The organism is Burkholderia sp. AU27893, from assembly GCF_002223205.1.
Classification (GTDB): domain Bacteria; phylum Pseudomonadota; class Gammaproteobacteria; order Burkholderiales; family Burkholderiaceae; genus Burkholderia.
Genome location: NZ_NKFD01000004.1, coordinates 1,418,620 through 1,432,649, shown reverse-complemented (window position 1 = coordinate 1,432,649; position 14,030 = coordinate 1,418,620). Strand labels below are relative to the sequence as shown.

Below are 14,030 nucleotides of genomic sequence, written 5' to 3'. Positions count from 1 at the left end.
GATGCTACCCGAACGACCGCGGCCGCGCGGCCCGGCGATCAGTAGTCCGTGCGGTGTCGCGTGTCAGCCGATGTCAGCAGTGGCGTGCGAGCCGCAGGCGGGCATCCTCGCGCGCGGCGGGTGACAGTTCGGGGGCGTAGTGGAACGCGCCCGAAACCAGCGACGCGACGGGCACGCCATCGCGGAACAGCACGCGATTGCCGGCCAGCGCCGGCACCTTGTCGCCGGGCAGCAGCGTGCCGGCGAGATTCAGCGGATCGGCGCCCGTCACGCATACGTACTGTCCGTCGCCGGGTTGCCGCCGTAGTTCGCGCAGGATCGGAATCGCTTCGGGCAGCGCGAACTGCTCGCCCGCGAGCCCGGCGACGAAGCGTCCGCCGCGAATCTCGCCGCGCGCTTCGAGACGCTGCAGCACGCGCACGAGTTCGCGCCAGCTCGGCAGCCAGTCGGCTTCGCGTTCGAGCAGCCGCCAGAACACGACGCCGTAGCGGCGCAGCAGCGTCCACGCGATGTGTTCGAGCGCGTCGGGGTCGGTCGCGGCCTGGCCGCGTTTCGGCACGGGCGCATCGTCCGGCGGCGCGTGACGTTGCACGAGTGCCCAGCGGCCGGCGTCGTCCATCCCGCCGATCAGCGCGCCGCCGCGCCGGGTGCGTGGCGCATAGGTCGCGCTGCGCTTGACGGCGGGCTTCAACAGCGCACGCAGGCCCGCGTAGCTGTCCGCATTCACGAGGCCGGCCGACACGAGCTCGCCGAGCGCCTGTTCGAGTTCGACGGGCAGCATGTGCAGGTCGTCGAGCAGCGCATCGAAGAACATCGCGCCATGCGCGGCAAGGGCGTCGCGCACTTGCGTGGCGCGCGCGGATAGTGCCGGTTGCGCGTCGGGATCACGCAGCGCCTGCCATGCCGAGAGGTGGCGGCGCGGCAGCAGCACGATCGGCGTCGTCTTCACGGGGGTGCCGGCCGCGCGCGCCGGTGCGCCGATGCGTGTCCACACGAGCTTGCCCGAGCGGCACAGCTCGTCGAGGCCGCCCGCCATGTAGTCGGTGAGCCGCGCGGGCAGCAGCGCGTCTTCCCAGGCGCTCGCCGCGGCCTCGTAGCCTTCGAGCTGTTCGACCACGGCCGCGAGTGCGTCGCGGCCCGTGCCGCGCGTGTCCGGCGTCAGGTGTTGCCAGTGGAACAGGAAGCGCATGAAGTCTGCACGCTCGACCGGCTCGATCTCGCGGCGCAGCCGCTTCACCGTATAGCGATGAATGCGTGCAAGCAGATGGCGTTCGCACCATTCGTCCGTCGTTGTGCCCGGCGTGAACCGGCCGCGCATCACATAACCTTCGCGTTCCAGCGCCGCGAGTGCCGTCGCGACCGACGCGGGCGGCAGGCCGAGCGGTGCCGCGATCGCGTCGAGCGCAAGCGGCCCGAAGCCGGTGAGCCGCGCGCGGATCACGTCGACGAGTGCGGCATCGGCTTCCCACGGCTGCGCGCAGGCGGCCGGCACCTTGAGCGCCGGCGCGATGCGTGCGTCGGGATGCAGCGCACGCATACAGACGAGTCGTTCGACCGGTACCCATAGCGCGGCGTGGCCGGGTGTCACGAGTTTCGTCGCACGGCGGCGTTCGGCGAGTTCCGCGAGCCGGTCGAGCCAGCCATCGCGTTGGCGTGCTTCGCTGTCGGCGATGCACGCGAGCGTGAGCAGCGCGTCGTGCATTTCGTCGGCGTTGCGCACGAGCGGCCAGGCTTCGTCGCGCACGGCATCGATCGCGTCGGCGTCGAGCGCGCCGAGATCGTCGGCCGATTCGGGATCGCTCCAGCGGCGCGACTGCACGGCCTGCGTGCGGCGTTCCTCGAGCGGGGCATCGTCGAGGAACGCGTAGGGTTTCGCGTTCAGGATCTCGGCCGCGAGCGGCGACGGCGCGGGCAGGTCGCGCGCGACGAGTTCGATCGCGCCGCTCTCGATCCGGCGCAGCAGCGCAAGCCAGCCCTCGGTGTCCATCGCGTCGTGCAGGCAGTCGTCGAGCGTCTGGTCGACGAGCGGGTGATGCGGGATCTCGCGCTCGCCGACGATGTTCTCGAGGCACGCGACCTGATCGGGGAACACGGTCGCGAGCAGGTCGTCGCTCTTCATCCGCTGCAGTTGCGGCGCGGTGCGCTTGCCGCCGGTGAAGCGCGGCAAGGCAAGCGCGGTCGTCGCGTTCCAGCGCCAGCGCACGCCGAACATCGGCGCGTCGAGCAGGGCCTGGATCAGCACGTGCTCGGCGCTCGCCGAGCGCAGGTAGCGCCACACTTCGTCGAGCGCGAAGCTGTGCGCGAGCGACAGCGACAGGATGATCGCGTCGTCGGTCGCGGCCGCTTGCAGCTCGAAGTTGAAATTGCGGCAGAAGCGCTTGCGCAGCGCGAGCCCCCACGCGCGGTTGATGCGGCTGCCGAACGGCGAATGGATCACGAGTTGCGTGCCGCCCGATTCGTCGAAGAAGCGCTCCATCACGAGCGTGTCCTGCGTCGGCAACGCGCCGAGCGCGGCGCGCGTGCGCGCGAGATAGTCGGCGATCTGGTGCGCGGCGTCGGGCGACAGGTGCAGATCGTCGACGAGCCAGCGCAACGCCGGCGCGAGACGGCTGTCGGCCGGGCTGGCAGGGGCGACCCGGGCGACGTCGTTTCGTACACTGATCGCGGCTTCGGCTTCGGCTTCGGCTTCGGCTTCGGCTTCGGCTTCGGCTTCGGCTTCAACACGTCGCGTCGATTTTGCGCCGCCTTTGGTGTTGGCTTTGGTCGTCGCCTCTGTTTCAGCCGCCGTCTTCCCGCGGATCTCGTCGTCAGTGCGTTCACCGCCTCGGGCATGTCCTTGCCGGTCGCCGTCGGCGAACAGCCCGTCGAGCCGCGCGCGCAGCCGGCCGACCGCCGCCGACAGCTCGTCGCTGCGCCCCGGCGCCTCGCCGAGCCAGAACGGAATGCTCGGCGACTGGCCTTGAGCGTCCTCGACACGCACGCGGCCCGTTTCGACGCGAATGATCCGGTACGACTGGTTGCCCAACTGGAACACGTCGCCGGCCAGGCTCTCGATCGCGAAATCCTCGTTGACCGTGCCGACCTGGATGCCCTGCGGTTCGAGGAGCACCGCGTAGTCGGCCATGTCGGGGATCGTGCCGCCCGACGTGGTGGCGGTCATCATCGCGTTGCGGCGCCCGCGCACGGTGCCGCCGACCACGTCGCGATGCAGGTACGCGCCGCGCACGCCGCGCCGGCTCGTGAAGCCTTCGGCGAGCATCTTCATCACTTCGTCGAAGCGCTCGCGCGTCAACCGCGCATACGGCGCCGCGCGCGTGAAACTCGCATACAGCGCGTCTTCCTGCCATTCCGTGCACGCCACTTCGGCGACGATCTGCTGCGCGAGCACGTCGAGCGGCGCTTCGGGAATGCGCAGCGTGTCGAGCTCGCCGCGCTGCACGCAATCGAGCAGCGCCGCGCATTCGACGAGCTCGTCGCGCGACAGCGGGAACAACCGGCCCTTCGGCACGCCGCCGACATGGTGCCCGGAGCGGCCGACGCGCTGCAGGAACGGTGCGATCCCGCGCGGCGAACCGACCTGGCAGACGAGGTCGACGTCACCGATATCGATGCCGAGTTCAAGTGATGCGGTGGCGACGAGCAGTTTCAGTTCGCCGCGCTTCAGGCGCTGCTCGGCGTCGAAGCGATGCTCCTTCGCGAGACTGCCGTGATGCGCGGCGATCGCCTCCTTGCCGAGCCGATCGGCGAGATGGCGCGCCATGCGCTCGGCGGTGCGTCGCGTGTTGACGAACACGAGCGTCGTGCGATGCGCGGCCGCCAGTCCGGCGATGCGGTCGTATACCTGTTCCCAGACGTCGGTTGCCATCACGGGTTCGAGCGGCACGTTCGGCAGTTCGAGCGCGAGGTCGCGCTCACGCGTGTGGCCCGTGTCGACGATCGTGCAGTCGCGCGGCGCGTCGGCCGGGCCGCCAACCAGGAAGCGTGCGACCGCATCGATCGGTTTTTGCGTGGCCGACAGCCCGATGCGCGGCAGCGCGCGGCCGGCCAGCGCGTCGAGACGTTCGAGCGACAACGCGAGATGGCTGCCGCGCTTCGATGACGCGAGCGCATGGATTTCGTCGACGATGACCGAGCGCACGTTCGACAGCATCTGCCGCCCCGACGTGGACGACAACAGCACGTACAACGACTCGGGCGTCGTGACGAGAATGTGCGGCGCGCGCTTGCGCAATGCGGCGCGCTCGGCCTGCGTCGTGTCGCCGGTGCGCACGGCGGTGCGGATCGCCGGCACCGGCAGGCCGAGTTGCGCGAGCGATTCGGCGATGCCGGCCAGCGGCGCATCGAGGTTCACGTGGATGTCGTTCGACAGCGCCTTCAGCGGCGACACATACACGACGAGCGTCGCATCGGGCAGCGTGCCGTCGTGCGCCAGCGCATCGCGCACCAGATCGTCGATTGCACACAGGAACGCGGTGAGCGTCTTGCCGGAGCCGGTCGGTGCGGCCACGAGCGTCGATCGGCCGGCCTTGATGTGCGGCCACGCGAGCGCCTGCGCGCCGGTCGGTGCGGCGAACGTGCGCCGGAACCACGCGGCGACGGCCGGGTGGAACACGTCGAGCGCACTGGCAGCAGGGCGGGTCGTGGTGACGTCCATCGGAGCGTTGAAATGGGGTGCAAGCGCGCGGTGGGCGCGGGTGCGAATCGAATCGTCAGTGTGCCAGACGTCGCGTATGCGCGCGCGGCACGTGTGTCGACGATTCCGCTTCAGATGGGGGCCGTCACCGCACTTTCAATGAACGGAAAGTTGCATGCACGTCGGCACGCGGATCGCGTGCCGAATTGCGCCCAATTGCAACTAAACGCGATGCAGCCAGCCGATCCAGTGTTCGAGCAACGGCGCACGCGAGCACAGCGACTGCGCGAGCCACAGCGTGCCGCCCCATGCGGCGGCCACGACGATCAGGTCGCAACGCCCGCTCTTCCACAGGTTGAGCGAATGACGCCGCCAGATCCACGGCACGCCGAGCGGGTTCGGCCAGTCGGCGAGCAGGTGCATCAAGCCGCCGCATGCGAAGCCGAACAGCGGCGCGGCCCACAGCGGATGCGGATCATGGATGAGCCCGTGCCACCCGAGCGCCAGCAGCGCGATCCAGCCGATGCCCCAGTGCGTGACGGTGCGATGCGTGATCCACAAACGGCGCTTGCGGCTCCACCATGCGACTTCGAGCCAGTCGGGCGCGGTGCCGCCCGCGACGCCGGCCGCGAACGCGGCGAACAGGCCCGAATGCCACGGGCCGGTTGCGCCGGTTTGTGCGACGAGGACGGCGGCGGCGACACCGGCCGCGAAGCCGGACGCATGATGCGCATTGTGTGATGCCATAGGAAGCGAGACGAAGAAACGTGAAGCGACGCGTGCACGAAAAATGATGCACCGCGAAAGCGGGGCGCTATCTTCGCAGATCGGCCCACGCAGTGGGAGGGGCCGTTTGCAGATTTTTTTGCACGGGTCGCGCAGCCTTCCGCGCAGTTCGCAACTTTCGGTTTTTTGTGCATTGCGTGACGACGTGTTCCGCGTGCCATTCGACCGCTCCGCATCGCTGTGCGGACGCCTCGACATGATCTTGCGCACATGACGAATGCGCTTTCGTTGCACGCCCCGTGTTCGACCCTTTTTGTCCCCCTATACTACGAGACCGGATGTGGCCGTCGGCGCGCCAGCGGCCATGAGCGGAACAGGTGCTTTTCCTGCCTGAAGGAGATCCACATGGGGGACATGCAATGACTACGCTGAATCGCTTCAAATCATCCGCTGTCGTGCTCGCGACGGTGGCCGGCATCGGCTTCCTGCCGAACGCGCCCGTCTATGCGAAGGGGCCGCAGCCGGCCATCCTGACGAGCTCGGCGGTCGCGGTGGCCGACAAGTACAGCGCGGATGCCGCGGAGCGAATCTTCAAGGAAGGCGGCAACGCGATCGACGCGGCCGTCGCGATCGCATTCACGCTCGCCGTCACGTATCCGGAAGCCGGCAACATCGGCGGTGGCGGCTTCATGACGATCTACAAGGACGGCAAGCCGTACTTCATCGACTATCGCGAGCGCGCGCCGCTCGCCGCGACGAAGGACATGTATCTCGACAAGGACGGCAACGTCGTCAAGGGCATGAGCCTGTACGGCCCGCGCGCGGTCGGCGTGCCGGGCACGGTCGCGGGCATGTGGGAAGCGCAGAAGCGCTTCGGCAAGCTGAAGTGGAAGCAGGTGCTCGCGCCGGCGATCCACTATGCACGCGACGGCTTCGTCGTCGACGAGCAGCTCGCGCAGCGCGGCGTCGACGCCTCGAAGGAGTTCGGCGGCAAGACCAACTTCGACAAATATTTCTCCGGGCTGAAGGCCGGTGTGAACTTCAAGCAGCCCGATCTCGCCGACGTGTTGACGCGCATCGCGGACGGCGGCGCGGAGGGCTTCTACAAGGGCAAGACGGCCGAGCTGATCGCCGCGTCGATGAAGACCGGCGACGGCAACGGGCTGATCACCACCGAGGATCTCGCGCAGTACCGCGCGGTGTGGCGCCAGCCGGTGCAGGCGAAGTGGAACGGTTATGATGTGATCACCGCGCCGCCTCCGAGTTCGGGCGGCATCGGCCTCGTGCAGCTGCTGAAGATGAAGGCCGACCTCAAGCAGGACTTCGAGGGCGTGAAGCTCAACTCGCCGCAGTACATCCACCTCGTCGCGGAAATCGAGAAGCGCGTGTTCGCCGATCGTGCGCAGTATCTCGGCGATCCGGATTTCTACAAGGTGCCGATCGCGCAGCTGACCGACGACGCGTACATCGCGAAGCGGGCAGGCGAAGTCAACCCGAAGGAGCCGTCGGATACGAAGAGCGTGCAGCCGGGCCTCGGCACGACGATGCCGGAGAAGGCTGAAACGACGCACTTCTCGGTGGTCGACAAGTGGGGCAATGCAGTGTCGAACACGTACACGATCAACGGCTATTTCGGCTCGGGCGTGATCGCCGACGGCACCGGCATCGTGCTGAACGACGAGATGGACGACTTCTCCGCGAAGCCGGGCGTCGCGAACATGTTCGGCGTGGTCGGCAGCGACGCGAACGCGATCGAACCGAAGAAGCGCCCGCTGTCGTCGATGTCGCCGACGATCATGACCAAGGACGGCAAGGTGTCGCTCGTGATCGGCACGCCGGGCGGCTCGCGCATCTTCACGTCGATCTTCCAGGTGATCAACAACATCTACGACTTCAAGATGCCGTTGAAGGAGGCCGTCGGCGCGATGCGTTTCCATCACCAGCTGCTGCCGCCGAACACGATCTTCTGGGAGCCGTACCACCCGATCGAAGGCGAACTCGCGAAGCAGATCGAGGCGCGCGGCTATACGCTGAAGGGGCAGGATTTCAGCGGCGACATCCAGGTGATCAAGATCGACGGCAAGACGCCGGAAGCGATGGCCGATCCGCGCGGGCGTGGCGTGACGCGGATCATCCGGTGACGTGAAGCGGTGCGTGCGCGGTGGCGAAGGCGGCCGCGCACGCGGTGATCCGCAGCCGGGCATCGTGCCGCCGGCTGCGGAATACCCTCAGCCGGTGGCCCGGACGAATTCGGCGATGCGTGACGCGATGACGTCGGGCGCATCCTCGAAGCAGTAGTGCCCGACGCCCGCCAGCCGTTCGACGGGCGCGGACGGAAACAGTGCCGTGAAGAGCGGCAGGAAGTGTTCGGCGCCGAGCGTTCGATCGGCGTCTCCCCAGATCGCGAGCGCGGGCTTGTCGCGTATCGCGCGCAGCGCCGCCGCATCGGGCACCTCGAACCGATGCGCGCCAGCGGCAAACCCGCGGGCCCATCCGATCGCGCCGGCGCAGTCCGCCGGTTGCGCGAACGGCGCACCGTATGCGGCGATCCACGTGTCGTTGATCACCGCGTGATTTTCAAACCCGTTCAGCTTCAGCGTGCTCAGGATATTGAAGCCGAGCTGACCGAGCACCGTCTCGAGCGTATCGTCCGACGCCGCGCGCGCGATCCACTGGAACCACGGTGCGGCGCGACCGTTCGCGTTCAGCCGCTCGACCAGATCGGGCTGGCCGAATGGCGTCGGCCCGTTCGCGGACACGATCCGCCGGATGCGATCCGGATGCCGCGCGGCCAGCCCCATGCCGACCGGGCCGCCGAAGTCGTGCATCACGAGCGTGATGCGATCGAGGCCGCGCGCGAGCACGAAGCGCTCCAGATTGTCGATATGGTCCTGCAGCCAGTAGCTGCGGTCCTGCGGCGTCGCGCTTTTGCCGAAGCCCATGTGATCGGGGACGACGACGCGGTGTGTCGGACTCAGCGCGGCAATCAGATGGCGGAACAGATAACCCCACGTGGGTTCGCCATGCAGGCACAGGAGGGTTTCGCCGTCGTGCGGACCTTCGTCCACGTAGTGCATCCGGAAGCCGGATGCGTCGTCGAAATGGGGGGCGAATGGAAAGGTGCCGTCGAACGTGGCATCGGACCGGATCATCGAATGCTCCTTCGGATAGTCGGATAGTCGGATAGTTTGGTTTCAAGTTGAAACCGAATCGAAGCGTAGGATATTGGGTTTCAAGTTGCAACCAAAAAGATCGAAGCGCTGGCCGCCGAATGACCGAGCCGTGGGCGCGTGATGACGCATCGGAAGGGAGCTGTGCCGGAATTTACCGGCCTGAAAGAGGAGGTGGAGTGCTAATCGGGCTCGAATCGGCCGTTCCATTCGGCCATCGCGAACAGTCGGGCCGCGGGAGATTGATCTTTCGTGTGGTGAGTTTTATATTGCAACCATTCATTTCAACGAAAACGACCGCCGTTCCGCCCGCATACCGGGAACGGCATCGCCCCATGCATCGATGAACAGACGAACCACGCACGAGGATTCCCCTTGCGGGGTTGCCCGCCCGCTGGACGCGATCGGCGACTGGTGGTCGCTGCTGATCGTCCGCGACGCGTTCGACGGGCTGCGCCGCTTCGGCGAATTCCAGAAGAACCTCGGGCTGGCCAAGAACATCCTGGCCGCGCGCCTGCGCAACCTGGTCGCGCACGGGATCATGGACATCGTGCCGGCCGCGGACGGCGGCGCGCATCACGAATACGTGCTGACCGAGAAAGGGCGTGGCCTGTTTCCGTTGCTCGTCGCGCTGCGGCAGTGGGGCGAGGATTTCTTCTTCGAACCGGACGAGGCACACGTGCTGCTCGTCGACCGGAAGAGCGGGCTGCCGGTCAGGAAGCTCGAACTGCGTTCGCAGGACGGGCGCGTGCTCGGGCCGGAGGACACGGTCGTGTTGCCGCCGCCGGACTGACGAGCGGCGACCGGGCTCGTGCCGCGTTCAACTCCGGTCGCTCGCCGTGTCGCATTCGAGGAAGCGGGTGACCTATATCCCGTTACGTACGAAGATTACGCTGGACATCGACCAGCCGAACCGGCAGCTCGCGTCGAACACGTTCGATATTTCCGCGAACCCCGTGCTGGCCAGCGTGCTGCTCGCGTTCCGCTTCTGACCGGCGCGCCGGCCCCATTTTTCATGAATTTGACGCGCGACACTGGGATAATGTCAGCGTTTGGCTGCGTCAATGATGGAAGGAGGCCCCATGGGCGACAACGATACCCGTACCGAGACCGACGACCGCACCGATATGGAGTCGATGGAGGCGCGCCAGCGCCGCTTCGAGGAAGATCTGGTCGACGCCTACGACGAAGAGCTCGAGATGGAGCTCGACGATCGCCGCTTCGACGACAGCGACGACCTGCTGTTTTCGCAGGAGCGCCGCGAGGCGCGCAAGCAATATTTCCGCGAACTGTTCCGCCTGCAGGGCGAACTCGTGAAGCTGCAGGACTGGGTCGTGAGCACGGGGCACCGGCTCGTCGTCATTTTCGAGGGGCGCGACGCGGCTGGCAAGGGCGGGGCGATCAAGCGCATCACGCAGCGGCTGAACCCGCGCGTCTGCCGCGTGGCGGCGCTGCCCGCGCCGAACAACCGCGAACGCACGCAATGGTATTTCCAGCGCTATGTCGCGCATCTGCCGGCCGGCGGCGAGATCGTGCTGTTCGACCGCAGCTGGTACAACCGCGCGGGCGTCGAGCGCGTGATGAACTTCTGTACCGACGAGGAATACGAGGAGTTTTTCCGTTCGGTGCCCGAATTCGAGAAGATGCTGGTGCGTAGCGGGATCCAGATCGTCAAGTACTGGTTCTCGATCACCGATCACGAGCAGGAAGTGCGTTTCCAGAGCCGGATCGAGGATCCGCTCAAGCAGTGGAAGCTGAGCCCGATGGATCTCGAGAGCCGCCGCCGCTGGGAAGCCTACACGGCCGCGAAGGAAGAGATGCTGCTGCGTACGCACATTCCGGAGGCGCCGTGGTGGGTCGTGCAGGCCGTCGACAAGAAGCGCGCGCGGCTGAACTGCATTCACCACCTGCTGCAGCAAGTGCCGTATCACGAGGTGCCGCACGCACCGATCGACCTGCCGCCGCGTGAGCATCACGAGGATTACATCCGTCGACCGGTGCCGGACAACATGATCGTGCCGGACACTTACTGAGCGGCCGGCGCGGATTCGATGCGATGAAGGGACGCGCCGCGCCACGCGGCGCGCATTACTCCCGAATCAGAAACGCGGTGCGGTCGCGCCCGACGATCCATGTGGGTGCACGGCCGCGGCCGCTCCATGTCGCGCCGGTTGCCGGGTCGCGATACTTCGCGCCGACGGTGAACAGCTTCGCGCGATCGCTGTAACCCTGCCCGAAGATTTCCCGCGCGGTCAGCGCGTAGCTCGTGACGAGTTCGCGTACCTGCGCCAGCACCGCATTGCGTTCGCGGCTCCGCGCCGCCTTGATGCGCCGATCGAGTTCCGCAAGCTGGGCTTGCAGTGTCTGCACTTGATGCATGCGTCCGTTATCCCGTAGCTGAGTTTTGATTATTGGCGACGCGTGACGAACCGCACGTCGGCACACCCGGCCCTGGCGTGCCGACTCGGCCGGTGGCGGTTGCGTGCTGCCTGTGCCGGCCTGCGGATAAAACGTATGCGGCGCGAGTCGCCGGGAACCCGGTGAGATTAAGTGGCGGCGTGCGGTTTTTCTATCGGACGTATCTGATTTTTCGGCGGAATTTTCAGGCGGCGGGGTGACGGGGTCGGGACGATAGCGGCCGCTCGTTACAGATCGGGAAAGCCCGATCGCCCTTGCGTCAGGTCGAACAACTCGGTCCGCGCGTGCGCGTCGGCGGTTTCGGGCAGCTTGATCACGAGCTTGACCGTCATCCCGTACACGCTGTCCACCAGTTCATAACCCGCCTGTTCGATCCAGCGGCGCACGCGCGCCTCCTCGGGATAACCGATCTCGATGGCGAGCCGCGTGTAGCGGATGCGCTCGACGCGCTCGGCATCGAGCAGCGCCGACGCGATTGCATCGGTGTACGCGCGCACCAGCCCACCCGCGCCGAGCTTCACGCCGCCGTAGTAACGCACGACCGCACCGAGCACACCGTCGAGATCGTGATGGCGCAGCACTTCCAGGATCGGCCGGCCCGCCGTGCCGGACGGCTCGCCGTCGTCCGACATCCCCGATTGGCCGCCCGCCAGCAATGCCCAGCACACGTGCGTGGCGGCCGGATGCTCGTCGCGCAGGCGTTGCAGCGCCTGCATCGCGGCGTCGCGGTCGTCGACGGGAATCGCGTAGGCGATGAACCGGCTCTTGCGGATTTCGAGTTCCCGGATGTAGGTGGTGGCGAGCGAGTACATCATGCGTCGCGACGGGGAAAGGGTAGGGAAATCAAGGTGATGATGGCGTGTCGGTTCTTTGGGAGGGCGGCCCGCGCAGGCAGGGGGCCCCTGCATGGGCGCGATGAAGACGGAATTTTACCGTGGCGCGCGTCGAAGCCTTTCGAGGCCGTCACGGCCTGATCCGGGTGAGGTGCCGGATACCGAATGGAGAAGCGCCACTGTGCATGGTGCGGCAGCGGCCGTTCCGATTTTTTCTCCGATGGTTCAAGCACGCCATCACCGCGCGCCGACCGACGACCGCAGCGCTGCGCCCAGCGTGCGCAGCGCCTGGCGGGCCCGCGCATCGGTCAGGTTCGAGTAGAGCACCACGTCGCGCGCCGGCAACGGCGGCAGCCCGTATCGCGCGCCCACGTCGACCGTCCCGACGGGCGCCACGCGATGCCCGAGCGCGGCGACGGCCAGCCCCGCGGACACCGCCGCGCCGATCGTCGCCACGCCGCCGCCGACGAACACTTCAGTCCACGCGACACCGGCTTCGTCCAGCGCGCCGATCGCCATGTGGCGCACGCTGCACGGCTCGGCCTGCGTCGCGAGCCGCAGCGGTTGCGGCGGATGGTAGTCGAAATCGGTCGCGGCCATCCAGCCGAACGACTCCGACAGCAGGGTTTCCCCATCGAGCCGCCGGCTGCCGTGCTGCAGCGCGACGGCGGCGTCGAGCTGGCCGCGATCGAACGCATCGAGTACGTCGCGCGACGCGGCGACCCGGATCTCCAGCACGAGCCCCGGTTCCGCTTCGCTCATGCGCCGAAGCAGCATCGGCAGATCGGCGCCGACGGCATGATGGCTCACGCCGATCACCAGCCGCCGCTGGCCGGCGCCGAACGCGCCGACCGCACCCTGGTGAGCCGCTACGAGCTCGCGCGCGGGTTCCAGGAACGCGGTGCCGTCGGCCGACAGGCGAACCTGCCGCGGCGTGCGTTCCAGCAAACGGCGGCCGAGGCCGTCTTCAAGTCGCTTGATCTTCAGGCTCACCGCGGACTGCGTCGTGTCCATCGCCTCGGCGGCCCGCGTGAAGCTCTTGAGGTCGGCGGTCAGCACGAACGCCTGCACGGCTTCGATGTCGAGCGTTTTCATCACGCATTCATCCATTAAGAAAATGAATCATTGAAATATTCTGCCATCGTCTTTTCAAATGATTCAAGGTCTTCTACGCTGTTCTCGAGCCGTTCGGAATCTCCCTAGTCAATCCCAGGAGTCGATCATGCTGACCGCGTACTACGTGCACCGCCTGCCGGCGGACTACGACCTCGACATCATCCGCAATCGCGTGCGCGAGCGCGGCAGGCTCTGGGACGACACGCCGGATCTCGTGTTCAAGGGGTTTCTGCTGCGTGAGGCGGGCCGCTACGGTGCGACGGAAAACGGCTATGCGTCGCTTTATCTGTGGCGCAATGAACAGGCGTTCGCCCGGTTCGTCACGGACGGCCGCTATCGGGTCGTGACGGACAGTTTCGGGCGCGCGCCGATCGATGTGCAGGTCGCGCTCGATGCGCGCAAGGGCAGCGCGTCGACGGGACGCTTCGCGCGGCTGGAGGCCATCGATATTCCGGCGGACGCCGACTTGGATGCGACGCTGGCACAGGAAGTCGAGCGCAATCGCGACGTGGCGGCGCGGCAGGGTACGGTTGCGGCCGCCGTCAGCCTCGATCCGCTGCGCTGGCGGCTGACGCGCGTGCTCGTATCGGAGCAGGAGCCGGACGACGGCGGCGCGGGCACGGTGTATCAGGTTTTGCATCTGGCCCGGCCGTTGCTCGATACGCTCGAAGGGAGTGGGGTGTGATGGTTGGCCCTGCACCGAGCCGGCGGCATGGTCGGTCGTCAGCGCGCAGCGCGCCGACGTTACGTTTGCCTGCCGGGCTTGCGCTTGCCGCGCATCTGGCAGGTGTGGCTGCAGCGATGGTTGGGATTGCTGCGTTGGCGACGTCGCTGGCTTTGCTGCTCCGGTAACGGTCGGCAACAGTAGGGCGTTTCCAGATGTGTCGTAAATGAATCCGGCGTGTGGTCAGTCTCGTGAATCCGCGTGCCCGCGTCGCACTCGACCTGCCGGGCTCGCGGACTATCTACGGCGTTCGGTCTCGCTACAAGCTGCTATCCCCCGACGATGCATCGACTATTTGGCGTGGTTTTCCGACAGTCGTGGTAACTCGGATATTGTCCTGAAGCGAGGCGTCAAACCTGGCCTTGCAATTCTGTCAGGTGTTTATCGAGATGGTATTTGCGGCTAGCATC

At 67.0% G+C, this 14,030-nt stretch carries 11 protein-coding genes; 5 read left to right on the top strand and 6 right to left on the bottom strand.

The window, feature by feature from the left end:
* Positions 1–73: 73 nt before the first annotated feature.
* On the bottom strand, positions 74–4,654 hold the full coding sequence (locus CFB47_RS26230; RefSeq protein ID WP_089462766.1) for a DEAD/DEAH box helicase: 4,581 nt from the start codon (positions 4,652–4,654) through the stop codon (positions 74–76).
* 201 nt (positions 4,655–4,855) lie between these two features.
* Positions 4,856–5,380: a metal-dependent hydrolase gene (locus tag CFB47_RS26225; RefSeq protein WP_089442663.1), complete on the bottom strand. Its 525-nt coding sequence runs from the start codon at positions 5,378–5,380 to the stop codon at positions 4,856–4,858.
* A 398-nt stretch (positions 5,381–5,778) separates the two neighbouring features.
* On the opposite strand from CFB47_RS26225, the gene ggt reads away from it, so the two are divergent.
* Positions 5,779–7,500, top strand: coding sequence for a gamma-glutamyltransferase (gene ggt, locus CFB47_RS26220; protein WP_089442662.1), 1,722 nt, complete (start codon positions 5,779–5,781; stop codon positions 7,498–7,500).
* 87 nt (positions 7,501–7,587) lie between these two features.
* Here the strand turns inward: ggt and CFB47_RS26215 are convergent, their stop codons facing one another.
* Positions 7,588–8,511, bottom strand: coding sequence for an alpha/beta fold hydrolase (locus CFB47_RS26215; RefSeq protein ID WP_089442661.1), 924 nt, complete (start codon positions 8,509–8,511; stop codon positions 7,588–7,590).
* Positions 8,512–8,872: 361 nt separating this feature from the next.
* On the opposite strand from CFB47_RS26215, the gene CFB47_RS26210 reads away from it, so the two are divergent.
* From CFB47_RS26210 to ppk2, 3 genes are all read left to right on the top strand, one after another.
* The gene (locus CFB47_RS26210; RefSeq protein WP_069251376.1) at positions 8,873–9,322 is read left to right on the top strand and encodes a helix-turn-helix domain-containing protein; all 450 of its coding nucleotides are present in this window, start codon (positions 8,873–8,875) and stop codon (positions 9,320–9,322) included.
* 67 nt (positions 9,323–9,389) lie between these two features.
* Positions 9,390–9,521 (top strand): hypothetical protein, encoded by a 132-nt coding sequence (locus tag CFB47_RS40700; RefSeq protein ID WP_256941145.1) that lies wholly within the window; start codon positions 9,390–9,392, stop codon positions 9,519–9,521.
* A 90-nt stretch (positions 9,522–9,611) separates the two neighbouring features.
* Positions 9,612–10,562 (top strand): polyphosphate kinase 2, encoded by a 951-nt coding sequence (ppk2, locus tag CFB47_RS26205; RefSeq protein ID WP_089442659.1) that lies wholly within the window; start codon positions 9,612–9,614, stop codon positions 10,560–10,562.
* 55 nt (positions 10,563–10,617) lie between these two features.
* Here the strand turns inward: ppk2 and CFB47_RS26200 are convergent, their stop codons facing one another.
* The 3 genes from CFB47_RS26200 to CFB47_RS26190 all read right to left on the bottom strand — a co-directional run bounded on the left by CFB47_RS26200 (position 10,618) and on the right by CFB47_RS26190 (position 12,875).
* Positions 10,618–10,908 (bottom strand): H-NS histone family protein, encoded by a 291-nt coding sequence (locus CFB47_RS26200; RefSeq protein WP_089458043.1) that lies wholly within the window; start codon positions 10,906–10,908, stop codon positions 10,618–10,620.
* Positions 10,909–11,174: 266 nt separating this feature from the next.
* A complete protein-coding gene (locus tag CFB47_RS26195; protein ID WP_089462765.1) occupies positions 11,175–11,762 on the bottom strand; it encodes a YigZ family protein in 588 nt (195 codons plus the stop codon).
* Positions 11,763–12,017: 255 nt separating this feature from the next.
* Positions 12,018–12,875 (bottom strand): LysR family transcriptional regulator, encoded by an 858-nt coding sequence (locus CFB47_RS26190; protein ID WP_089463556.1) that lies wholly within the window; start codon positions 12,873–12,875, stop codon positions 12,018–12,020.
* A 127-nt stretch (positions 12,876–13,002) separates the two neighbouring features.
* Here CFB47_RS26190 and CFB47_RS26185 point away from each other — a divergent pair, with 127 nt between their 5' ends.
* A complete protein-coding gene (locus tag CFB47_RS26185; protein WP_179258983.1) occupies positions 13,003–13,581 on the top strand; it encodes a DUF4865 family protein in 579 nt (192 codons plus the stop codon).
* Positions 13,582–14,030 lie beyond the last annotated feature (449 nt).